The organism is Streptomyces sp. NPDC030222, assembly GCF_055573115.1.
The window spans coordinates 89,268-112,070 of the sequence record NZ_JBVICA010000017.1 but is presented as its reverse complement, the minus strand read 5'-3'; the positions used below and the strand labels follow the sequence as shown (position 1 = coordinate 112,070).

General features: G+C 71.3%; 17 protein-coding genes and 2 pseudogenes. 5 read left to right on the top strand and 14 right to left on the bottom strand.

Going from position 1 to position 22,803, the window contains the following annotated elements; translation table 11 throughout:
* Positions 1-137: 137 nt before the first annotated feature.
* The 3 genes from ACZ4Z5_RS23605 to ACZ4Z5_RS23595 all read right to left on the bottom strand — a co-directional run bounded on the left by ACZ4Z5_RS23605 (position 138) and on the right by ACZ4Z5_RS23595 (position 5,727).
* Positions 138-1,118 carry an EamA family transporter gene (locus ACZ4Z5_RS23605; RefSeq protein ID WP_468265847.1) on the bottom strand — a complete coding sequence of 327 codons (981 nt, stop codon included), beginning with the start codon at positions 1,116-1,118 and terminating at the stop codon, positions 138-140.
* Positions 1,119-1,367: 249 nt separating this feature from the next.
* Positions 1,368-2,927 carry a PucR family transcriptional regulator gene (locus ACZ4Z5_RS23600; RefSeq protein ID WP_468265845.1) on the bottom strand — a complete coding sequence of 520 codons (1,560 nt, stop codon included), beginning with the start codon at positions 2,925-2,927 and terminating at the stop codon, positions 1,368-1,370.
* A gap of 424 nt (positions 2,928-3,351) precedes the next feature.
* Positions 3,352-5,727 (bottom strand): type IV secretory system conjugative DNA transfer family protein, encoded by a 2,376-nt coding sequence (locus ACZ4Z5_RS23595; RefSeq protein ID WP_468265843.1) that lies wholly within the window; start codon positions 5,725-5,727, stop codon positions 3,352-3,354.
* Positions 5,728-6,000: 273 nt separating this feature from the next.
* Here ACZ4Z5_RS23595 and gabT point away from each other — a divergent pair, with 273 nt between their 5' ends.
* Together gabT and ACZ4Z5_RS23585 are read left to right on the top strand one after the other, a co-directional pair.
* Positions 6,001-7,335: a 4-aminobutyrate--2-oxoglutarate transaminase gene (gene gabT / locus ACZ4Z5_RS23590; RefSeq protein WP_468265841.1), complete on the top strand. Its 1,335-nt coding sequence runs from the start codon at positions 6,001-6,003 to the stop codon at positions 7,333-7,335.
* 398 nt (positions 7,336-7,733) lie between these two features.
* Positions 7,734-8,261, top strand: a complete 528-nt coding sequence (locus ACZ4Z5_RS23585) for a phosphatase PAP2 family protein (RefSeq protein ID WP_468265839.1) — start codon at positions 7,734-7,736, stop codon at positions 8,259-8,261.
* A gap of 104 nt (positions 8,262-8,365) precedes the next feature.
* Here the strand turns inward: ACZ4Z5_RS23585 and ACZ4Z5_RS23580 are convergent, their stop codons facing one another.
* The 7 genes from ACZ4Z5_RS23580 to ACZ4Z5_RS23550 all read right to left on the bottom strand — a co-directional run bounded on the left by ACZ4Z5_RS23580 (position 8,366) and on the right by ACZ4Z5_RS23550 (position 16,222).
* Complete coding sequence (locus ACZ4Z5_RS23580) at positions 8,366-8,854, bottom strand: bifunctional DNA primase/polymerase (RefSeq protein WP_468265837.1); 489 nt, start codon at positions 8,852-8,854, stop codon at positions 8,366-8,368.
* A 127-nt stretch (positions 8,855-8,981) separates the two neighbouring features.
* The gene (locus ACZ4Z5_RS23575; protein ID WP_468265835.1) at positions 8,982-10,403 is read right to left on the bottom strand and encodes an NAD(P)/FAD-dependent oxidoreductase; all 1,422 of its coding nucleotides are present in this window, start codon (positions 10,401-10,403) and stop codon (positions 8,982-8,984) included.
* Between the two features lie 58 nt (positions 10,404-10,461).
* Complete coding sequence (locus ACZ4Z5_RS23570; protein ID WP_468265833.1) at positions 10,462-11,256, bottom strand: ABC transporter permease; 795 nt, start codon at positions 11,254-11,256, stop codon at positions 10,462-10,464.
* Complete coding sequence (locus ACZ4Z5_RS23565) at positions 11,256-12,185, bottom strand: ABC transporter permease (protein ID WP_468265831.1); 930 nt, start codon at positions 12,183-12,185, stop codon at positions 11,256-11,258. The genes ACZ4Z5_RS23570 and ACZ4Z5_RS23565 overlap by 1 nt, the downstream gene beginning before the upstream one ends.
* Positions 12,182-13,330: an ABC transporter ATP-binding protein gene (locus ACZ4Z5_RS23560; RefSeq protein ID WP_468265829.1), complete on the bottom strand. Its 1,149-nt coding sequence runs from the start codon at positions 13,328-13,330 to the stop codon at positions 12,182-12,184. Before ACZ4Z5_RS23560 ends, ACZ4Z5_RS23565 begins: the two co-directional genes overlap by 4 nt.
* A gap of 46 nt (positions 13,331-13,376) precedes the next feature.
* Complete coding sequence (locus ACZ4Z5_RS23555) at positions 13,377-14,624, bottom strand: polyamine ABC transporter substrate-binding protein (protein ID WP_468265827.1); 1,248 nt, start codon at positions 14,622-14,624, stop codon at positions 13,377-13,379.
* A gap of 83 nt (positions 14,625-14,707) precedes the next feature.
* Positions 14,708-16,222: a gamma-aminobutyraldehyde dehydrogenase gene (locus ACZ4Z5_RS23550; RefSeq protein WP_468265825.1), complete on the bottom strand. Its 1,515-nt coding sequence runs from the start codon at positions 16,220-16,222 to the stop codon at positions 14,708-14,710.
* Positions 16,223-16,396: 174 nt separating this feature from the next.
* Between ACZ4Z5_RS23550 and ACZ4Z5_RS23545 the strand changes: the two genes are divergently transcribed.
* Positions 16,397-16,945, top strand: coding sequence for an NADAR family protein (locus ACZ4Z5_RS23545; protein ID WP_468265947.1), 549 nt, complete (start codon positions 16,397-16,399; stop codon positions 16,943-16,945).
* Positions 16,946-17,047: 102 nt separating this feature from the next.
* Here ACZ4Z5_RS23545 and ACZ4Z5_RS23540 read toward each other — a convergent pair whose 3' ends face one another.
* Complete coding sequence (locus tag ACZ4Z5_RS23540) at positions 17,048-17,887, bottom strand: DUF4190 domain-containing protein (protein ID WP_468265823.1); 840 nt, start codon at positions 17,885-17,887, stop codon at positions 17,048-17,050.
* 109 nt (positions 17,888-17,996) lie between these two features.
* On the opposite strand from ACZ4Z5_RS23540, the gene ACZ4Z5_RS23535 reads away from it, so the two are divergent.
* Together ACZ4Z5_RS23535 and ACZ4Z5_RS23530 are read left to right on the top strand one after the other, a co-directional pair.
* Positions 17,997-19,022 carry an adenosine deaminase gene (locus ACZ4Z5_RS23535; protein WP_468265821.1) on the top strand — a complete coding sequence of 342 codons (1,026 nt, stop codon included), beginning with the start codon at positions 17,997-17,999 and terminating at the stop codon, positions 19,020-19,022.
* Between the two features lie 14 nt (positions 19,023-19,036).
* Entirely contained in the window at positions 19,037-19,720 is a 684-nt protein-coding gene (locus tag ACZ4Z5_RS23530; RefSeq protein ID WP_468265819.1) for a glycerophosphodiester phosphodiesterase, read from the top strand.
* 61 nt (positions 19,721-19,781) lie between these two features.
* Here ACZ4Z5_RS23530 and ACZ4Z5_RS23525 read toward each other — a convergent pair.
* The 3 genes and pseudogenes from ACZ4Z5_RS23525 to ACZ4Z5_RS23515 all read right to left on the bottom strand — a co-directional run.
* Positions 19,782-20,213 (bottom strand): annotated as a pseudogene (locus tag ACZ4Z5_RS23525) (hypothetical protein); the annotation flags it as partial.
* Positions 20,206-21,108 (bottom strand): annotated as a pseudogene (locus tag ACZ4Z5_RS23520) (extracellular solute-binding protein); the annotation flags it as partial. The pseudogenes ACZ4Z5_RS23525 and ACZ4Z5_RS23520, both read right to left, overlap by 8 nt.
* Positions 21,109-21,188: 80 nt before the next feature.
* The gene (locus ACZ4Z5_RS23515; protein WP_468265817.1) at positions 21,189-22,628 is read right to left on the bottom strand and encodes a gamma-aminobutyraldehyde dehydrogenase; all 1,440 of its coding nucleotides are present in this window, start codon (positions 22,626-22,628) and stop codon (positions 21,189-21,191) included.
* Between the last annotated feature and the right edge of the window lie 175 nt (positions 22,629-22,803).

Here is a 22,803-nt window from a genome sequence, read left to right as displayed (position 1 = left end):
TTCCGCAGTAGTGGGTCTGTTGTTCCTCCCCCACGGTAGGGCGACGGCCGGTCCGTGGGGTTTGTCCGGGGTGGAGTGGTCGGCCCGTCGCGCTGGCCTCTTTGGCGGGTGAGCGGTCCACTGCCGGGCCGACGGCGTCACCGTTTCCGTTCGGTGCTGACGATCAGGCACACACCCGCCACCACGACGAGTCCGCCGAGGACGATCGGCCAGGACAGCTGCTCGCCCAGGATCAGCCAGCCCAGGAAGACCGCGACGACCGGGTTGACGTAGGCGTAGGTGGCGACGAGGGAGAGCGGCGCGGAGTGCAGCAGCCAGGCGTAGGCCGTGAACGCGATCAGTGAACCGAAGACGACGAGGTAGGCGAGCGCGACCCAGGACCGCCCGGAGTACGCGGCCGGGTCGAGTCCGACGTGCTCGCCCATGCCGACGCCCACGAGCGCGCATCCGATGCCGCCCACCACCATCTCGTAGGCGCTCGCGGCGAAGGGGTTGGCCGGCATGGGTATGCGTGACGAGGAGAACGAGCCCACGGACCACATGAGGGTCGCGGCGACCACGGTGAGCACACCGCCGAGCTTCACGGCACCGCTGAGGCCCGGGAGGGTCAGGACTGCGAGACCGGCGACGCCCAGCAGGACTCCGCCGATGGTGGCGAGGCCGGGCCGCTCCCCGAAGCCCGCCCGCAGCAGCACGACCCAGACCGGTACGACGGCGACGAGCAGCGCGGCGAGGCCGGAGGGGACCGAGGTCTCGGCGAGGACGACGAGGCCGTTGCCGCCGAGGAGCAGGAGCAGGCCGACCAGGGCGGCCGAGGCGAGCTGCCGGCGGTCGACGCGGAGTGCCGCGGGCCCCTGCCGCCAGGCCACGAGGCCGGCGAGCAGCAGTCCGGCGACCACGAACCGGGCGCCGGCGGACAGGAAGGGCGGCATGGTCTCGACGACGACGCGGATCCCCAGGTAGGTGGAGCCCCAGACGACGTAGACGATGGCGAGCGCGCCCCAGACCGCCCCGCCGATCCGGCGGGTTCCGGTGCCGCTCGCGGCGGTGGCCGCCGGTTCGGTCGCGCCGGGCGCTCCGATGGCGTCCTGCGGGGTCTGTGGAGCCGGGACAGTCATATGGAGCGGCCTCCTTGCCGGGGAAGCGTCATGAGCGTGATGGAAGACGCTAATGTCGTTGAACGTGGAGAGGAGATTAGGGCATTCCACTTCCGCCGGGCCAGAAATCTGCCCGACTTCGGGCAGGCAGGCGGGAGTCGAGTCCGTCCTCGTCCGCCCGGCCTTCCGCCCGGAGTCGGTCCGTCCCGCCCTCCCGGGGCCGGCCCGTCCCCGTCCGCCCGTCCCCGTCGCCCGGCCTTCCGCCCGGCGTCAGTCCGTTCCCTCCGGCCCCGTCCCCGGCGGCGGCGTGGAGGTCGCCTTCAGGGCGAGCCACAGCTCCATGCGGACGTCCGGGTCGTCCAGCGACCGGCCGAGGATCTCCTCGACGCGGCGCATCCGGTAGCGCAGGGTGTGGCGGTGTACGCCGAGGTCGGCGGCCGCCGCGTCCCACTGGCCGTGGCGGGACAGCCAGGCCCTGAGCGAGGCGACGAGGTCGCCGCGTCCGGTCGCGTCGTGTTCGCGGAGGGAGCGGAGCATGCCGTCCGCGAAGGCGCGGACGGCGTCGTCGGCGAGGAGCGGCACCACGGAGCCCGCGGCCACTTCGTCGTGCTCGACCAAGGTGCGGCCGCGGCGGCGGGCCACCGACAGCGCCTGCTCGGCCTGCTTGTAGGCAGCGGCCGCGGCCGTGGGACCGGCGGGGGCGGACAGCCCGATGACGACCTCGTCCCCCTCGGCCGGCACATACGTGGTGCAGGCGGCGAGCACGCCGCCCGCGTCGGCGGCGAGGACGACCAGACGACCGCCGTCGGGCACCACGAGGACCGTCTCGCCCGCCCGGGCCGCGGCGGACTCCAGGGCCTCCACCAGGCCCGGGACCTCGCCGGGGCCCGCGAGGGGTTCGGCGATGAGCAGCCGGAACGGCGCGTCGAGGAGTGTTCCGTACAGATCCCCGGCCACCGCCCGGGCGTGGTCGGACTGTCCGGCCAGCAGCATCTGCAGGACCGCGGCTCCGAGCCGCTGCTCGGCGGCCTGGAGCGAGCGGGAGCGCTCCGTGGTGAGGGTGAGCAGGGCGATGGCGGAGTGCACCGCGTACCGCTCCGCGGTGCCGAGCGGGGCACCGGTGCCGACGGCGAGTGCGCCGCGGGCCCGGCGGCCGGTGCCCAGGGACTGCAGCTCGACCCGGTCGCCCTCGGCGCCGCCGACGACCACGCTGGCGGGTGCGGGCCGTTCCCTGAGCCGTTCCACGGCCGCGGTGAGGCGGGCAGCCCGGCGGGCGGCCCAGTCGGGGGCGGCGGCCACGACCGATCCCGAGGCGTCGTAGAGGGCGGCCCAGCCGTCGACATGGGCGGCGAGTCGGGCGAGCAGGGCGCCGGGGCCCTCGCCGAGGGCCGCCCTGGTCAGTTCGCGCTGGGCCTCGAAGCCCGCCGTGACGGCCCGGTACTGGTCGGCGGCGATGGCGGCGGACACGGCCTTGGTGATGGCGAGGAAGGGCGTGCGGCGCGGAACCTCCAGCAGCGGGAGCCCCGCCCGGCGCGCTGCCTCGACCAGTGCGTCGGGGATGTCGTCGTACTTGACGCCGACCGCGAAGCCGAGGCCGACGACCCCGGCGCCCACGAGCCGCTGCACATAGCGGCCCATCTCCTCCGGGTCCTCCGCGTCCAGGCTGGTCGCGGTGATGAGGAGCAGTTCGCCGCCCTCCATATAGGGGACGGGGTCGGCGAGCTCGCTGACGTGCGCCCAGCGCACGGGGGTGTCCAGCCGGTCCTGCCCCGCGCGCACGATGAGTTTGAGCGCCGAGTGCTGGACGAGCGAGGCGAGGGTGAGCGGCATGGGCGGTACGGGCTTTCGGACGACGGGACGTCGGCGGCGGACCTGCCGTGGCAGGCGCGCGGGCGCAGCGGGGACGAGACGGATCGGGTTGGGTCGGGTCTTGGGTCGGGTCGATACGGGACGGGGCGGATGGGGTCGGGAGGGGTCAGGACGGGGGATTTTTGCCGTTGCGTATGAACGGCCCGCCTCGATTCTGCCAGCACGTACGGTTCCGCCGCGCCCGGTCGGCCTCCGCGCCCGATCAGGACCGCGCCCCGTCGGCCTCCCGGCCTGATCAGAGGCGCGAACGTCGGTCTCCGGGGCTCCCAGGAACGCTCCACTCAGCACCCCAGGCCCGTCAGCAGTGCTCCCGTCACGCCCGAGACCCACCACGACCGGCTCGGACCGCTCCCGTCACCCCCCGAGACCCCCCGGGACCGCCCCCTCACCCCCCGAGGTCGACCAGAAGAGGCGGTACGTGCTCCCCGCGCACCGTCTTCAGCGACAGCACCGCGTGCCCGGCCGGCAGTGCGTGCGCCAGTTCGGAGGCCGACCAGCGCTCCCGCTCGACCTTCTTGATCGTGACGGCGTTGGTGACGACGCTCTTGCCGGTGACCAGCCTGCGCAGGAGGTGGACCGCCCGGGTCAGCGCCCGGTCGGCGAACACGGTGTGCTCGGCGACCTCCCGGGTCTCCACCCACTCCTTGCCCCAGGACTCCGCGAAGCGGCTGCCGTCCCAGGTGGTGACCCCGGACAGGGCCATGTGGCAGCCGACCGCGCCGAGCAGTCCGACGTGCAGGGACTCCGGCACGTCGCTGAAGGAGCGCAGGCCCAGCACCACGCCGGCATGGGCGGAGCGGAGCTGCTGGATCCCGCGGACCGTCTCCGGGGTGAGGGTGCCCGATGCGTCGTCGAGCACCAGACAGGTGAAGAGGGACCGGTCGGTGCGGGCACCGGCGACGGCGGTGAACTGTGCCAGGACCAGCCGGGCGAGCAACCGGGAGGCCTCGGCGTGGCCCCGCTCGGGCAGATCGATCCGGACGCGCAGCGGAAGGCCGGCGAGCGAGCGCAGCGAGAACGGCCTCGACGTGCCGTCGGCGCCGAAGAAACCGGCGAAGGCGGGACGGTCGAGGAGGGCGAGGCGGTCGGCGAGGGCCGGGCACGGGTCGGCGGGGCTGCCCATCAGCCGCGACCTGGTGGTGAGCTCCCGGAGCATCGCCGCGTCCCCGCCCGCCTCAAGCCTCTCCCGCAGCGCTTCGTGCGCGGCGGGGACGCCGTGGAGCAGTTCGGAGAGCTCGGGAACCGTGGGGAAGCGCTCGTGGGCGGCGTGGTACGGGCCGAGGAGCTGGGCGAGGGCCGTGGCGGCGCGCCGGCTGTCGACCGAGCCGAGGTCGCCGACGAGGCCGGACGCCAGACAGGCCGCGGCCTCGTCGGGGTCCGTGGTACCGCCGTACAGGTCGAGGTCGTAGTCCGACGCGGGGTCGCCGGGCCTGACCACCACGTCGAAGGCGTCGTCGGGGCCGAGGGGCGTCCCGGCCGCGCAGACGGCGACGACGGCGCACTTGCCGGTGAGCGCCTGGAGCGCGAGCGATTCCACGACCGGACGGGCCAGTCGCCGGGTCTTCCCCGATCCGGGCGGGCCCACGGCGAGCAGTGAGGTGCCGAGCAGCCGCGGGTCGAGCGCCAGCCCGGAGCCCCACCGCTCGTAGGGGTTGCGGTCCTCGGCGGCACACCGGCCGATCCGGACCTGGCCGCTGAGCAGGTCGTGGTCGGCGGTGCGCCCGGGCAGGTCGCGGTCACCGGACGGATGCAGCCAGGCCGCGGCGCCGCCGTGCCGGAGCACCGTCTCCGTGAACGCTGCGGCGCGGTCGGGGTCCTTGCGGGCGGCGGCCCAGGCTCGGCGTACGCGGACGGCGTCGACGTCGTTCATCAGCCCGGTGCGCACATCGGCGGCGAGCCGTTCCGCGGCGTCCCGGTGTCCCGCCTCCCGGAGCTCGGGCCAGTTGGCGCGGGCCGCCGCCGGTGCGGTGTGCACGACGGGGACCTCCGCCGGACGCGGGCCGGCGCCCCGGTGCCGGATACGGGCGAGGCCGCTCCGCACTCCCGCGGTCCAGCCGCCGATCCTGGCGAAGGGCCACAGCAGGGCGGCCACGACCAGGGCGTACAGTCCGTAGACCACGATCGCGGCGAGGTAGCGGTTGCCGCCGCCCGCGAGCCAGGTGTCGGGGACCACCACGAAGACGGCCGCGAAGAGCGGGACGGCGTCGGTCCACACCAGCAGCTGCAGGATCGCCGCGCAGGCAGCGGCCAGCACGGCCCGCACCGGCTGGGGACGTCTGACGACGAACCGGCCGATCACCTCGCGCCAGTTGCCGAGCCGGCCGAATCCGTAGCCGAGCAGTGCGTCGATGAGCACCACGTACACGACCACGGCCTGGGCCCCGTCGGCCGTCCTGGCACCGCCGAAGGTCGTGCCGTACCACCACTCCTGGGGGGTGAAGAGCTTGAGCGGCACCAGCCAGTACGGGATGTAGCCGTTCCGCATCAGCGTCCACAGCAGCAGCCCGGAGAGCAGCGAGATCGTCGCCCCGAACAGCAGGGCGCGGTTCGGTACCGCCTCGGGGCTCTGCCTCGGGGGCGGCGGGACGTGTCCGTACTTCCAGATCCCGGGGGCCTCCGCCCGCCGGGGGGTGTTGAGCCACTGCACGAGCGGCGGGCGGGAGGACGGGTCGGGGGCCGGAGGTCCGGCGGGGCGCGGCACGGCGTGGGGCGGGCCGGCGGGCCGTGTGCCGGCCCTTTCGTACGTGCCTTCGGCGTCCATGAACCCGTGCCCCCTGACCAGCCGGTCCCGTTCCGTGTGTGCGCCGCCGCTCCGTGTGCGGGCCCCGCTCAATCTAGTGCCCCTGCAGGGGGAGTTCAGCGATCCGGGCGACCGGCACGCCCGGCCGCGGCCCCGCGGGCGGGGCGCGGCGGTATGTCCGCGGCGGACAACGACACGATCACACCACTACCGAACGGAGCATGCCGGACCCCCTGGGCCGGACCTAGCCTGCGGAGAAAGAAGAAAGCGTCCGTAACACCCCCAGGAGCCCACATGAGCGCAATCCCTCAGGAGCGCCGCGTCGTCACCGCCATCCCCGGCCCGAAGTCGCAGGAGCTGCAGGCCCGACGGACCGCCACGGTCGCCGGTGGTGTGGGCTCCGTGCTGCCCGTGTTCACGGCCCGTGCCGGCGGCGGCATCATCGAGGACATCGACGGCAACCGTCTGATCGACTTCGGTTCCGGCATCGCGGTGACCTCGGTCGGCGCGTCCGCCGAGGCCGTCGTGCGCCGTGCCTCCGCCCAGCTCGCGGACTTCACGCACACCTGCTTCATGGTCACGCCGTACGAGGGCTACGTCGAGGTCTGCGAGCAGCTCGCGGAGCTGACCCCCGGCGACCATGCCAAGAAGTCGGCACTGTTCAACTCCGGCGCCGAGGCCGTCGAGAACGCGGTCAAGATCGCCCGTGCGTACACCAAGCGCCAGGCCGTCGTCGTCTTCGACCACGGTTACCACGGCCGTACGAACCTCACGATGGCGCTGACCGCCAAGAACATGCCGTACAAGCACGGCTTCGGCCCGTTCGCCCCCGAGGTGTACCGCGTGCCGGTCGCCTACGGCTACCGCTGGCCGACCGGCCCGGAGAACTGCGGCCCCGAGGCCGCCGCCATGGCCATCGACCAGATCACCAAGCAGGTCGGCCCGGACAACGTCGCCGCGATCATCATCGAGCCGGTGCTCGGCGAGGGCGGCTTCATCGAGCCGGCCAAGGGCTTCCTCCCCGCGATCCGCCAGTTCGCCGCGGACAACGGCATCGTGTTCGTGGCTGACGAGATCCAGTCCGGCTTCTGCCGCACCGGCCAGTGGTTCGCCTGCGAGGACGAGGGCATCGTCCCGGACCTGATCACCACCGCCAAGGGCATCGCCGGCGGCCTCCCGCTCGCCGCGGTGACCGGCCGCGCCGAGATCATGGACGCCCCGCACGCGGGCGGCCTGGGCGGCACCTACGGCGGCAACCCGGTGGCTTGCGCGGGCGCGCTCGGCGCCATCGAGACCATGCGCGAGCTGGACCTGAACGCCAAGGCCAAGCGCATCGAGGAGGTCATGAAGGCCCGCCTCGCCGCGATGCAGGAGAAGTTCGACATCATCGGCGACGTCCGCGGCCGCGGCGCGATGATCGCCATCGAACTGGTCAAGGACCGTTCCTCCAAGACCCCGAACCCGGAGGCGGCCGGCGCGCTGGCCAAGGCCTGCCACGCCGAGGGTGTGCTGGTCCTGACCTGCGGCACCTACGGCAACGTCCTGCGCTTCCTGCCCCCCCTGGTCATCGGCGAGGACCTGCTGAACGAGGGCCTGGACGTCATCGAGAACGCCCTCGCCGCCGTCTGACGGCGGCCCGCGGACGCACTCCGTGATCGTGTGCGCTCCGTGACCGGACGGTCTCTGTGAAGAACATGTGGGGGGCCGATGGCGGGTTGGAGATCCGCCTGTCGGTCCCCCGCTTCCCTGCCGTACGGTCTGAACAGATGAGAGAAACAACCCGCTCGCAGGGTTCTGCGGGCGACACCGGGCCGGAGCCTCCCCAGCCCCGTACCGGTCGTGCCGTCGCGCACACCACCGGAGCTTCCCGCTCCGGAACTCCTCACCGATCGGATGGCCGCCCGCCCCACACCCCCCGGGGCGCGCGGCGAACCGGTCCGGACGGCCGCCCCGGAACCTCCCCCCCTGTTCCGGGGCGGCCGACTTCCCTCCTGGCGCTGTGCGTCCTCTGCTTCTCGTTCTTCTCGGTGATCACCTGGCAGATCGCCACCGGGGGTCCGCTGCGCGCGCTGGACGAGCGTGTCGACCGTGCGGTCGTGGGCCTGGGCCCCGGGACCGTCACCGAACTGCTCGCCGACCTGGGCAACATCGCGGTTGCGGTCCCGGTGCTCGCCCTGGCCGCCGTCCACGCGCTCCGGCGCGGCCGCCGCCGCGAGGCAGTGGCGGTGGTGATCGCGATGGCGCTCGTCCCGCTGCTGGTACCGCTACTGAAGGAGCTCCTCGACCGGACGGGCCCGCTGACCGCCGAGACCGGCTACTACCCGTCGGGCCACGCGGCGACGGCGGCGGTGGCGTACTGCGGTGCGGCGCTGCTGGTCACCGTGCGGCTGATGCCCGTCGCGGTGCTGCTGACGGTGGCGACGGGCATCGGGCTGGTGCTGCGCGGCTACCACTGGCCGCTGGACGTGCTGGGCAGCTGGTTCCTGTGCGGCGGGCTGCTGCTGGTCACCATGGGTGTGGTGCGGCGCCCTCCGGAACCTCCTCGCACGGGCTGAGCCGGTCCGGCCCGCCGTCGGGTCCGGCCATCGGACCCCGCCCCGGAACCGGACCGGGAATCCGCGGGTGCCGGTCCGAGGAGGGCGCGACCCGACACCGTGACTCAGCCGTCCCTCCTCCCCTTCCCGCTACCCGCCGCGCCCGCCGTACCCGCCGCGTCCGCCACCGCCTCGTGCATCGCCAGCTCCAGCAGCGCCGGATCCGTGAGGGTCCCGGAACCGTCCGGCGGCACGAGCCAGCGCACCGTTCCGGTGATCCGGCCGGGGTACGGAACCACGATCCAGGTGCCGGCGCCGGCTCCCCGCACACCGGTGCCCATCCAGCGTGCCGCGGTCCCGGGCAGTACGAAGAACCCCAGCCGGAGCGCGTCGACGTCGACGAGGACCGGGCCCGTCATGCCCACGAGCCGGTTCAGGACGTGGAGTGTCGGACCCGCCAGTTCGCCGGGAAGGACGAGTACGTCCCAGAGCCTGCCGGCGGGCAGCAGAGCGACCCCGTGCGGGCTGCGCTCCCACTCCCAGCGGCAGGCCTCGGGATCGGGCGCCGCCGACGCCAGCCACTCCACCGCGCTCTTCGCCGCCGAGCCGCTCATCGTCGGCCTCCGTTCCGTGTCGGTACCCACGCAGTCGATGCGTGCTCACGGGAGGAGAGCGGGGTCCGGCCGGACGATGACGCGGGTTCGGAGTACTTCTTGCCGGTATTTTCTCGCGGAGACGCGATCAGCTGTCGAAGCCGAGGCCCAGCCGGTCCATCGCCTTCAGCCACAGATTGCGCCGGCCGCCGTGGGAATCAGCCCTGGCCAGCGACCACTTGGTGATCCCGATACCGGCCCAGGCGAACGGCTCCGGCGGGAACGGCAGCGGCTTGTGGCGCACCATCTCCAGTTCGGTGCGCTCCGTGCGCTCCCCCGACAGGAGGTCCAGCATCACGTCCGCGCCGAACCGGGTCGACCCGACGCCGAGCCCGGTGAACCCGGCCGCATAGGCGACCCGCCCGCCGTGGGAGCTGCCGAAGAAGGCCGAGAACCGCGAGCAGGTGTCGATCGCGCCGCCCCACGCATGACTGAACCTGATGCCCTCCAGCTGCGGGAAGCAGTCGAAGAAGTGCTCGGCCAGTTTCAGGTAGGTCTCCGGACGGTGGTCCAGCTCGGCCTGGACCTTGCCGCCGTAGGGATAGATGGCGTCGTAGCCGCCCCACAGGATGCGGTTGTCCGAGGTGAGCCGGAAGTAGTGGAACTGGTTGGCGCTGTCGCCGAGTCCCTGCCGGTGCTTCCAGCCGATCGAGGCGAGCTGGGCGTCCGTCAGCGGTTCGGTCGTCAGGGCGTAGTCGTACACCGGGACGATGTAGTGGCGGACCCTCCGGACAAGGGAGGGGAAGACATTGGTGCCCAGGGCGACCCGGCGCGCCGCGATCCGCCCGTACGGGGTGCGGACCATCATGCCCGCGCCGGCCGGAGTCATCCGGAGGCCGGGCGTCCGCTCGTAGATCCGCACTCCGAGGTCCAGGCAGGCCTGCTTGAGGCCCCAGCCGAGCCTGGCGGGGTGCAGCATGGCGACGCCCCGCCGGTCGTAGAGGCCGCCCAGGAAGGTCGGCGAGTCGACCTCGGCCCTCACCGCCTCCTGGTCGAGGAGTTCCAGGCCGTCGCCGAGGCCGAGCCGCTGCGCCTCCTCGTACAGCTCCTCCAGCTCGTCGACCTGGTGCGGTTCGGTCGCCACGTCGATCTCGCCGGTGCGCTCGAACCCGCAGTCGATGCCGTAGCGGGCGACGGTGGCCTCGATGTCGTCGAGGTTGCGCGCGCCCAGCTCCTCCAGCTTCGCGAGTTCGCCGGGCCAGCGGGCCAGGCCGTTGCCGAGGCCATGGGTGAGGGAGGCCGCACAGAACCCGCCGTTGCGGCCGGAGGCCGCCCAGGCGACCTCCTTGGCCTCGATCAGGACGACATCGCGCTGCGGGTCGCGCTCCTTGGCCAGGAGCGCGGTCCACAGTCCGCTGTACCCGCCGCCGACGACGAGCAGATCGCAGCGCTCGTCTCCGGCGAGCGCCGGCAGGGGGTCGGGCCTGCCGGGGTCCTCCAGCCAGAACGGGACGGGCTGGGCGTCCGTGAGGGATTGTGCAGCGGTTCGCATGGCTCGGGACACGGCCATGACTTTCAACTCCCTTTGGCCTGGGTTGCAGGGGAGGGGACGGCGGGAGCCGTGCGTCTCAGGTGCGCACGGCGTTCTTCCGCCGGCCCGCGATGATCTGGGCGAACAGGACCACCAGCACCGCGATGACGAACATCGCCGTACCGATGACATTGATCTGGACGGGCGTACCGCGCTGCGCCGAACCCCACACGAACATGGGGAAGGTGACGGTGTTGCCCGAGTTGAAGTTGGTGATGATGAAGTCGTCGAAGGACAGGGCGAACGACAGCAGCGCGCCGGCCGCGATACCGGGCGCGGCGATCGGCAGGGTGACCCGCAGGAAGGTCTGCACCGGCCCGGCGTAGAGGTCGCGGGCGGCCTCCTCCAGCCGTGGGTCCATCGACAGGACGCGTGCCTTCACCGCCGCCACGACGAAGCTCATGCAGAACATGATGTGGGCGATCAGGATCGTCCAGAAGCCCAGCTCGATGCCCATGTTCAGGAACAGGGCGAGCAGCGAGGCCGCCATCACGATCTCCGGCATCGCCATCGGCATGAAGATCAGCGAGTTGACGACGCCGCGGGCCCGGAAGCGGTAGCGCACCAGGGCGAACGCGATCATCGCGCCCAGCACCGTCGCGCCGATCGTGGCCCAGAGGGCGATCTGCAGCGACAGCGACAGCGAGGTGCACATGTCGGCGACGCCGCAGGGGTTCTCCCAGGCGGCCAGGGAGAACTTCCGCCAGGAGTAGTTGAACCGCCCGACGGGGTCGTTGAAGGAGAACACCGTCACGACGATGTTCGGCAGGATCAGGTACGCGAGCGTGCACAGGCCCGCGATCACCACGAAGTTTCGTCGCAGCCAACGCATCAGACCAGTTCCTCCGTCCCGGCGCGGCGGATGTACACGGTGACCATCAGCAGGACGATCGCCATGAGGATGAAGGACAGCGCTGCGGCCGTCGGATAGTCGAGGATCCGCAGGTACTGCGACTGGATGACGTTGCCGATCATGCGGGTGTCGGTCGAGCCGAGCAGCTCCGCATTGACGTAGTCGCCGCTCGCCGGGATGAAGGTGAGCAGGGTGCCGGAGACGACACCGGGCATGGAGAGCGGGAAGGTCACCTTGCGGAAGGTGGTGGCCGGCGTGGCGTAGAGGTCGCCCGACGCCTCGTGGAGCCGGGTGTCGATCCGCTCCAGCGAGGTGTAGAGCGGAAGGATCATGAACGGCAGGAAGTTGTAGGTCAGACCGGTGACCACGGCGAGCGGGGTGGCGAGCACCCGGTCGCCCTCGGTGAGGCCCAGCCAGCTGGTCACGTCCAGCACCTTCAGGGTGTCCAGCACGGTGACCACCGTGCTGTCGTCCGCGAGGATCGTCTTCCAGGCCAGGGTCCTGATCAGGAAGCTGGTGAAGAACGGCGCGATGACGAGGATCAGCAGGACGTTGCGCCAGCGGCCCGCCTTGAAGGCGATCAGATACGCGAGCGGGTAGCCCAGGACCAGACAGAGGACCGTGGCCGTGCCCGCGTACAGCAGGGACCTGATGAACTGCGGGTAGTACTCCTGGAGCGCCAGCCAGTAGGTCTGGAAGTGCCAGGTGACCTTGAAGCCCTCTTCGAGGGAGCCGGTCTGCACGGAGGTCGACGCCTGGTAGAGCATCGGCAGGACGAAGAAGACCAGCAGCCACAGGATTCCGGGCAGCAGCAGCCAGTACGGCACGAGCCGCTTGCGGGTCGACGTCCGGTGCACGGGCGGCTCGGTGGGCGCCGGTGCTGCGGGTGGTGCTTCGGTGGCGGTCACGCGGTTTCCTCCACCTGGGCGACGCCCGCCTCGATGTCCTGCTCGGCGTCGAGTCCGAAGGTGTGGGCGGGGTTCCAGTGCAGGACGACCTCGTCGCCGGGGCGCAGCCCCTCACGGCGTTCGACGTTCTGCTCGTAGACCGAGAGGCCCTTGCCCACCGGGCTGTCCACGACGTACTGCGTGGAGACGCCGATGAAGCTGGAGTCGACGATCCGGCCGGTGACCTGGTTGCGGTCGCTGCCGATGGTGTCCTGCTCGCCGGCGGGGACCAGGGAGATCTTCTCGGGGCGGATGCCGACCAGCAGCGGCTCACCGGTACGGGTCTGCGTGGACGTGCGTCCGGCGGGCAGGCGCAGCCTGGTGCCGCCGGCCTCCACCACGATGTCGCCCGCGGCGTGGACGACCTTCGCCTCGATGAGGTTGGAGCTGCCCAGGAAGTTGGCGACGAACGTGGTCTTCGGGTTCTCGTAAAGGTCGGCGGGGGCGCCGAGCTGCTCGACCCGTCCGGCGTTCATCACGGCGACCTGGTCGGCCATGGTCATGGCCTCCTCCTGGTCGTGCGTGACGTGGATGAAGGTGATGCCGACCTCGGTCTGGATGCGCTTGAGTTCCAGCTGCATCTGGCGGCGCAGCTTGAGGTCGAGGGCGCCGAGCGGCTCGTCGAGGAGCAGCACCTGCGGGTGGTTGATGAGGGCGCGGGCCACGGCGACGCGCTGCTGCTGTCCGCCGGAGAGCTGGTGCGGCTTGCGCTTGGCGAAGTCGCCGAGCTGGACGAGGTCCAGCATCTCCTCGACCTGCTTCTTCACCGATTTGATGCCGCGCCGCCGCAGACCGAAGGCGACGTTCTCGTAGATGTCGAGGTGCGGGAAGAGGGCGTAGCTCTGGAAGACGGTGTTGACCGGGCGCTTGTAGGGCGGGAGGTCGGTGACGTCCCGGTCGCCGAGCTTCACGGTTCCGGTGCTGGGCTCCTCCAGGCCGGCGATCATGCGCAGCGTGGTGGTCTTCCCGCAGCCGGAGGCGCCGAGGAGGGCGAAGAAGGAGCCCTGCGGCACGGTCAGGTCGAGGGGATGGACGGCGGTGAACGCGCCGTACGTCTTGCTGATCCCGGTGAGACGGACGTCTCCGCCAGCGTTCTTGTCAGTCATGGGTCATGGTCCCGGGGTGGTGGGTGACGGGCGGGGAACGGTCGGCTCAGGCGCCGATGAGCTTGGCGAACTTCTCCTCGTACACCTTTTCTTCCTTGGCGGTGAGGGAGCGGAAGGCGTGCGACTTGGCGGCCATCGCCTTGTCCGGGACGATCAGTGTGTTGTTCGCCAGCGCCGGGTCGATCTTCGCCAGCTCTTCGCGTACGCCGTCCACGGGGGAGACGTAGTTGATGTACGCGGCGAGCTCGGCCGCGACCGGGGGCTGGTAGTAGTAGTCGATGAGCCGCTCGGCATTGGCCTTGTGCCGGGCCTTCGCCGGGATCAGCAGGTTGTCCGTGGAGGTCATGTAGCCGGCCTCGGGGATCACGTACTGGATGTCCGGGTTGTCGGCCTGGAGCTGGATGAGGTCGCCGGCCCAGGCGACGGACGCGGCGAGGTCGCCCTTGCTGAGGTCCGACGTGTAGTCGTTGCCGGTGAAGCGGCGGATCTGCTTCTTGTCGACGGCCTTCTGGAGGCGCGCGATGGCGGCGTCGTACTGGTCGTCGGTGACCTTGGCCGGGTCGTGGCCCATGTCGAGGAGCGTCATGCCGACGGAGTCGCGCATCTCGGAGAGGAAGGAGACCCGGCCCTTGAGTGCGGGGTCCTCCAGCATCTGGGTGATCGACTCCACCTTGCGGCCCTTGGTCGCCTTGGCGTTGTAGGCGATGACGGTGGAGATGCCCTGCCAGACGTAGGAGTAGGCACGGCCCGGGTCCCAGTCGGGGCTGCGGAACTGCGCCGAGAGGTTGGCGAACGCGTGCGGCAGCAGCGACTGGTCCAGGCGCTGGGCCCAGCCGAGCCGGATGATGCGGCCGGCGAGCCAGTCGGTGACGCAGATCAGGTCGCGGCCGGTGTCCTGGCCCGCGGCGAGCTGGGGCCGGATCTTGCCGAAGAACTCGACGTTGTCGTTGATGTCCTCGGTGTACCTGACCTTGATGCCGGTGCGCTTGGCGAAGGCGTCCAGCGTGGGGCGGCTCTTCTCGTCATCGCTGATGTCGATGTACTGCGTCCAGTTCGAGAAGTTGATGACCTTCTCGGCGTTCGAGTAGTCGGTGGTCGCGGGGCCTTCTCCTCCGCGCTGGGCGGGCGGGATGCCACACGCGCTCAGACCCGCCAGCCCTCCGGCGGTGAGCGCTCCGACGCTGGTGGCGCGCAGCAGCGAACGGCGGCTGAGGGCGGCCCTGCCGTTCTTCATGCTGCGCCGGATGGCCGCCAGCTGCGCCGCGGAGAGGCGGTCGGGCTCGTACTGCTCCATGCGCTGTGTGCCCTTTCGGGATGGTGTTCCGTGCCGCTGGTTCTGGCGGCGGTCCTGTGTGGTCGCGGAGGACCGCGGCGGCTCTATCGGCCCCCGAAGACGGTGCGGTGCCAGTCCTTCGCGGCGACCGCGGTGTTGTCGTACATGACGTGCTTGACCTGCGTGTACTCCTCGAAGGAGTAGGCCGACATGTCCTTTCCGAAGCCGCTCGCCTTGAATCCGCCGTGCGGCATCTCGCTGATGATCGGGATGTGGTCGTTGATCCAGACGCATCCCGCCTTGATCTCGCGCGTGGCGCGGCCGGTCCGGTAGACGTCACGGCTCCATGCGGAGGCCGCGAGTCCGTAGGGGGTGTCGTTGGCCAGCCGGATGCCCTCGTCGTCGGAGTCGAAGGGCAGGACGACGAGGACCGGTCCGAAGATCTCGGACTGGACGATCTCGCTGTCCTGGGCGGCACCGGCGATCAGGGTCGGCAGGTAGTAGGCACCCTTGGCGAGGTCGCCCCGCGGGGCCGCTCCGCCGGTGACGACGCTGGCGTGGCTGCGGGCGCGGTCGACGAATCCGGCGACCCGGTCGCGCTGGGTGTGGCTGATCAGGGGGCCGAGATCCGTCGTGGGATCCAACGGATCGCCGAGACGGACGGTTCCCATGAGGTCGGCGACGCCGCTGACGAAGGCGTCGTAGAGGGGGCGCTGGACATAGGCGCGGGTGGCCGCGGTGCAGTCCTGGCCGGTGTTGATCAGCGACCCGGCGACCGCGCCGTGCACGGCGGCCTCCAGGTCGGCGTCGTCGAAGACCACGAAGGGGGCCTTGCCGCCGAGCTCCAGGTGGAGCCGCTTCACGGTGGCGGTGGCGATCCCGGCGACCCGCTTGCCGACGCCGGTGGAACCGGTGAAGGAGGTCATGGCCACGTCGGGGTGGCCGACCAGGTGCTCGCCGGCCACCCGGCCCGCGCCGGTGACGACGTTGACCACGCCGTCCGGGATGCCGGCCTCGGTCGCGGCCTCGGCGAACAGCAGGGACGTCAGCGGGGTCAGCTCGGCGGGCTTCAGGACGATCGTGTTGCCCGCGGCGATCGCCGGGAGGATCTTCCAGGCGGCCATCTGGAGCGGGTAGTTCCATGGCGCGACGGAACCGACGACGCCGATGGCCTCGCGCCGCACGTAGGAGGTGTGGTCGCCGCTGTACTCACCGGCCGCCTTGCCCTCCAGGTGGCGGGCGGCACCGGCGAAGAAGGCAGTGTTGTCGATCGTGCCCGGCACGTCGAACTCGGTGGTCAGCCGGATCGGCTTGCCGCACTGCAGGGTCTCGGCCCCGGCCAGCTCGTCGGCCTTCTCGGCCAGGACCTCGGCGAAGCGGTGCATGGCCGTGGAGCGGTCGCCGGGCGTGGCCGAGGACCAGTCGGGGAAGGCCGCGCCGGCCGCCGCCACTGCCGCGTCCACGTCCTCGGTGCCCGCGAGCCCGTATGTGTACACGGTCTCGCCCGTGGCGGGATCGATCACGTCGTGCGGGATTCCCGAGGTGCCGGGGCGCAGGCGCCCGCCGATGTACTGAGCGCCGTCCGCGAGACGGTCCTGTGCTCGGAAACGGTTACCCATCGCGCTCTCCGTAGCTCCAGCTCGATTTGAGTGCCGATCCTGACAGAGCACCCCGCGTTCAACAAGCGATTCCGTTGTTGCCTTTTGATTACGCGACGGAATCTGTCGACCATGTGTCGCGTCCCCGGCAAAATCCCGTACGGAGTGTCACTGGTGGCTGCCACACTCGCCCCCATGGGGCGGATCGACGAGCTGACGCAGCAGGTCAGCAGTGGTGCACGAGTCAAGTATCTGTACTTCTGGGGACACACCCCACGGCGGGAAGGGGTGCTCGGGGCGAACTGCCTGAGTCAGTGGTGGCCGTCCTCGTTCACGGTCCACGGGGTCGAGTATGCGACGGCAGAGCACTGGATGATGGCGCGGAAGGCCCGGCTCTTCGGGGACGCCGACGCGGAGCGTGCGGCGCTGGAGGCGACACATCCGGCGGAGGCCAAGAACGCCGGCCGGCTCGTCAGGGGCTTCGACGAGAGCGTGTGGAAGCGGGAGCGCTACGAGATCGTCGTCGAGGGCAGCGTGCACAAGTTCGCCTCGGACCCCGCCCTGCGGGACTTCCTGCTGTCCACGGGTGACCGCGTGCTGGTGGAGGCCAGCCCCGTCGACCGTATCTGGGGCATCGGCCTCGCGGCCGACGACGAGCGCGCCTCGGACCCGTTCCGCTGGAGGGGACTCAATCTCCTGGGCTTCGCACTCATGGACGCGAGGGACCGGCTGCGCAGCGGCTGAGGGCCCGGCGCGGGGCCATGGTCGTGGGGCGGGGGTACGGCTGGTCCCGCGGGTAGGGCTCGTGCTGTGCCTACGGCTCACCCCGGGGCGAGCCGGTGGCCGTCAGCGCGGCCCGTCCACGACGAGCGAGGTGGCGAAGGGGTCGTCGTCCGGGTCCTCCGGGGCGAACTCGTCGGCGTGCGCGACGAGCCAGACCAGTACACCGATGATCAGCGCGCCGAGGGCGAGGCCCACGGACCCCAGGATGATGCCGGCGAGCGCCTGGCCGCCGTTGTCGGCCTCGCCCCGGCCGGCCTTCTTCCGGCCGATGATCCCGAGGACCAGGGCGAGCACACCGAGGACCACGCTGGGGATGCCGTACATGCACAGCAGGCACACGGCCAGGATGCCGAGCACCATGGCCGCCGTCCCCATGCCGTTCTGCGGCGCGGGGACACCGGCCCAGGCGTGGGGGTAGCCCGGGTAGCCGTAACCGGCGCCGTACACCGCGGCCGGGTCGGCACCGGGCGGCACCGGGTAGCCGTAGCTGCCCGGCACGGCGTGGCCGGGGCCGTGGGGGCCGACCGGTGGGGGCGGCACGGCGTCCGGCGGCTGGACCGGACCGAAGCCCGCCGACGGGTCCGGCGTCGCCGCCCCCGTGGCCTGCCCCGACATGGCCTGCCCCGCCGGGGGCGGGAAGCCGGAGGACGACGGACCGCCCGGCGTAGAGTCCGCGGTCCGCCCCTCGTGGGACGGCGGCGGGAACGCGCCGGGCGGCAGGGGGGCGCCGGGCGGGGACTGGGACGGGGACGGGGAAAGGGACGGTGACGGCGCGGAATCGGGGCCCTTGTCCAAGGAGACCGGTCCCCCGGGCGGGGCCCATGGGTCGAACGGTTCCGGCGCGTCCTGCGGCGGCTCGGCCGGCCCCGGCGTGCCCTGCGGCTGCTCGGCATGGTCTGACATGGGCCTCCCCCAACGTGATTCCGTCATGCTACGGCCTGCCCCTCCGGCCCCAGCCACCCCCGCCTACCATGATCCCTGACATGCCGGACGTTCCGATGCGGAGGAACCGATGACCGACTTGCACCCCTTCATCGCGGGCCTTCCCAAGGCCGAGCTGCACGTGCACCACGTGGGCTCCGCCTCGCCGCGGATCGTCTCCGAGCTGGCGGCCCGCCACCCCGACTCCAAGGTGCCGACCGACCCCGAGGCACTCGCCGACTACTTCACGTTCACGGACTTCGCGCACTTCATCGAGGTCTACCTGTCCGTGGTGGATCTGATCCGCACCCCGGAGGACGTGCGGCTGCTGACCTTCGAGGTCGCCCGGGACATGGCCCGCCAGAACATCCGGTACGCGGAGCTGACCATCACCCCGTACAGCTCGACCCGCCGGGGCATCGACGAGAAGGCCTTCATGGAGGCCATCGAGGACGCACGCCAGGCCGCCGAGCGGGAACTCGGCGTCATCCTGCGCTGGTGCTTCGACATCCCCGGCGAGGCGGGCATGGAGGCGGCCGAGGAAACGGCCCGGCTGGCCGTGGACCTGCGCCCCGAGGGCCTGGTGTCATTCGGTCTGGGCGGCCCCGAGATCGGCGTGCCCCGCCCGCAGTTCAAGCCCTACTTCGACCGGGCCCTCGCCGCCGGTCTGCACAGCGTGCCGCACGCGGGCGAGACGACCGGCCCGCAGACGATCTGGGACGCGCTCACCGAACTGCGCGCCGAGCGTATCGGGCACGGCACCAGCGCTCCCCAGGACCCGGCCCTGCTCGCCCACCTCGCGGAGCACCGCATCGCGCTGGAGGTGTGCCCCACGTCCAACATCGCGACCCGCGCCGTCACCGACCTCGACGAGCACCCGATCAAGGAGATGGTGGCCGCCGGGGTGCTGGTCACGGTCAACAGCGACGACCCGCCGATGTTCGGCACGGACCTCAACAACGAGTACGCGGTCGCGGCCCGGCTGCTGGGCCTGGACGAGCAGGGCACGGCCCGGCTCGCCAAGAACGCGGTGGAGACGTCCTTCCTCGACCGGGTCGGCAAGGCGGCGCTGATCACCGAGATCGACGAGTACACCGCGCAGTGGCTCGCCCGGTAGCAGCGGAGCGGCCGGTGGCCGCCGTGGCGCACCGCGGCGACCCCTACCGTTTCCGGGAGAACACCCTCCCCTCACTGCGTTCGGCGCTCGCCAGGGGCGCCGACGCCGTGGAGGTCGACGTACGGCTCACCCGGGACGGCGTTCCCGTGCTGCTGCACGACGAGACGCTGGAGCGGCTGTGGCGGCACGACCGGACGCTCGCCCACCTCAGCCTGCGGGAGGTGCGCGAGCTGACCGGCGGGGGCGTGCCCACGCTGGCCGAGACGCTGTGGCAGACAGGCCCGCACCGGGTCATGATCGACCTTCCCCCGTCGGCAGTGGACGCCGTGGTCGGCGTGGTCCACGAGGCAGGTGCGGGCGAGCACGTGTACTACTGCGGCGGAGCGACCACCATGCTCGCCGTACGGGCCGTCGACCCGTCCGCGGAGATCGCCCTCACCTGGACGACGCTCGCCCCGCCCCGCCCGGTCCTCCTCGACGCACTGCGCCCCCGCTGGCTCAACTACCGCTTCGGGCTGCTGAGCCGGGAACTGACGGACCGTATCCACGGCGACGGGATGCTCGTCTCCGCCTGGACGGCGGACACCCGGTGGACCATGCGCCGTCTGGTCGCCCACGAGGTGGACGCGATCACCACCAACCGCATCGACGCCCTCCGCTCCGTCCTCGCCGACTCGCCCCGGACTGCGAGGGGTTGAGAGGCGGGGCGCCGATGGCCTGCGGGTGTCACCACGCCGCCGTCCGACCCCTGACGAGCTGTCAGCCGTCGACGGATCCGTGAGCCGCCACGGCCCCGGCAGCGTCGCCGGGCCGCGCAGCCCCGGCCTCCGCCCTGGCCACACCGGCCGCACCGGTCGCACCAGTCACACCAGGCCACGGTCCGGTGAGCGCCTCCAGCCGCTTGATCCTGCGCCGCACGATCAGCAGCGGGATCACCCCGAAGACACCGAACGACATGTCGATGACCGACCACCAGAAGGGAATTCCGCGGATCGGCCCGCAGATCAGGGCCAGCGGGATGATCCCGGCACAGGCGATCACGCCGAACTCGATCACCCAGATGTTGCGCACCGGGTCGCGGTAGGGGCCGTAGAAGGCGACCGCGATGACGAGGTGGGCGAAGGCGAGCCAGTCGGTGCCGTAGAGCAGGAAGGGGTGGTCGGCATCGGCCCGGTCGAGACCGGTCCGCACCCAGTTCGGCGCCTTCCTCGGGCACGACGAACTCGATGTCGGGGTCGTCGGCCTGCAGTTGGACCACGTCACCGGAGTACGCCTGACAGGCGAGCACATCGCCCGAGGAGAGATCCTTGATGTAGTCGTTGCCGGTGAAACGGCGGATGTGGCCGCGGTGCACCAGCCGTTCGACCCGGTCGCACATACGGTGGAAGTCGTCGGCGGTCCAGCGGGTGACGTCCACGCCGTCGCCCTGCATCAGCAGCGCGAAGGACTCGTCGAGCCCGGACAGCAGGGTGACCTTCCCGCGCAGGTCGTCGGCCCACAGATCGCCCGTGTGGCGGATCTCCCGGCCGAGGGCCTTGCGGTTGTACGCGATGCCGGTGATGCCCGACTGCCATGGCACGGTGTGGCGGCGGCCCTCGTCGAAGGCGGGCGAGCGCAGTTGGGGATCGAGGTGCTTGTCGACGTTCGGCCGGCGGTCGCGGTCCATCTCCTGGACCCAGCCCAGGCGTACGAGCCGGGCGGCCATCCAGTCGCTGACGACCACCAGGTCACGGCCGGTCTCCTGGTGGTTCATCAGGGCCGGGCCGATCTTGCCGAAGAACTCGTCGTTGTCGTTGATCTCCTCGGCGTACCGGACGGAGATCCCGGTGCGTTCGGTGAACGCGTCGAGGGTGGGCCGCCGGGTGGCGTCCTCGTCGTCGGTGTCGATGTAGAGCGGCCAGTTGGCGAACGCGAGGCTCTTCTCGCGTCCGCTCACGTCGCGCCGCGCCCGGTCGCCCGGCTCCACATAGGCGGCGGGTATGCCGCATCCGGTCAGTGCGGCGAGGACTCCTGCCGCACCGAGACCGCGCAGCGCGGTGCGCCGGGAGACGTGCGCCGTGCGGCGGGGGACCACCGTGTCAGCCATGGTCCACAGCTTCGGCGACGCGCCGCGGGGCGGGCAATGGACATTGTGTCCACTGCCCGCCCCGCGGGTGTGGCCGTGCGTCAGCCGTCGAGCGAGGTCATCACGTGCTTGATGCGCGTGTAGTCCTCGAAGCCGTACGCGGAGAGGTCCTTGCCGTAGCCGGACTTCTTGAAGCCGCCGTGCGGCATCTCGGCGACCAGCGGGATGTGCGTGTTGATCCAGACGCAGCCGAAGTCCAGCTTCTTGGACATCCGCATGGCGCGCGCATGGTCCTTGGTCCACACCGAGGAGGCGAGGGCGTACTCGACGCCGTTCGCGTACTCGACGGCCTGGTCCTCGTCGGAGAAGGACTGGACGGTGATGACCGGGCCGAAGACCTCGTGCTGGACGATCTCGTCGTCCTGCTTCAGGCCGGAGACGACGGTCGGGGCGTAGAAGTAGCCCTTGTCGCCGACCCGCTGGCCGCCCGCCTCGACCTTGGCGTGGGCGGGGAGGCGGTCGATGAAGCCGGAGACCTGCTTCAGCTGGTTGGCGTTGTTCAGGGGGCCGAAGAGCACGTCCTCGTCGTCCGGCTGGCCGGTCTTGGTATCGGCGGCGGCCTTGGCCAGGGCGGCGACGAACTCGTCGTGGACGGACTCGTGGACCAGGACGCGGGTCGCGGCCGTGCAGTCCTGGCCGGCGTTGAAGTAGCCGGCGACCGAGATGTCCTCGACGGCCTTGGCGATGTCGGCGTCCTCGAAGACCACGACGGGAGCCTTGCCGCCCAGCTCCAGGTGGACGCGCTTGACGTCCTTGGAGGCGGACTCGGCGACCTGCATGCCGGCCCGGACGGAGCCGGTGATCGCGGCCATGGCGGGGACGGAGTGCTCGACCATCGCGCGGCCGGTCTCGCGGTCGCCGCAGATGACGTTGAAGACACCCTTGGGCACCAGCGCGCCGATGATCTCGGCCAGCAGGACCGTGGACGCCGGGGTGGTGTCGGAGGGCTTGAGCACCACGGTGTTGCCCGCGGCGAGCGCCGGGGCGAACTTCCACACGGCCATCATCATCGGGTAGTTCCACGGCGCGACCTGCGCGCAGACGCCGATCGGCTCACGGCGGATCATGGAGGTCATGCCCTCCATGTACTCGCCGGCCGAGCGGCCCTCCAGGAGGCGGGCGGCGCCGGCGAAGAACCGGATCTGGTCGACCATCGGAGGGATCTCCTCCGACCGGGTGAGGGCCACCGGCTTGCCGGTGTTCTCGACCTCGGCCGCGATGAGCTCCTCGGCCCGCTCCTCGATGGCGTCGGCGATCTTCAGGAGTACCTTCTGGCGCTCCGAGGGCGTGGTGTCGCGCCAGCCCGGGAAGGCCCGCGCGGCCGCGTCCATCGCGGCGTCGACGTCGGCCTGCCCGGAGAGCGGCGAGGTCGCGTAGACCTCTCCGGTGGCCGGATTGACCACCTCGATGGTCCGACCGTCGGCGGCGTCCCGGAACTCTCCGTCGATGTAGTTGCGCAGACGACGCAGTTCGGTGGTCACGTTGCCACCCCTCCTGTTCAGATGTCCTTTGGGGGAGGCATCCACCCTAATGCGACGGGCCACTATTTCGACAGGCCTGACAGGCCGCATCTTCGGATTCAGTGATGTGGGGAGCCAATCACAACGGATTTCATCGATTCGGGCTTGCAAGAACGACAGGTTCGGTGCACAGTGA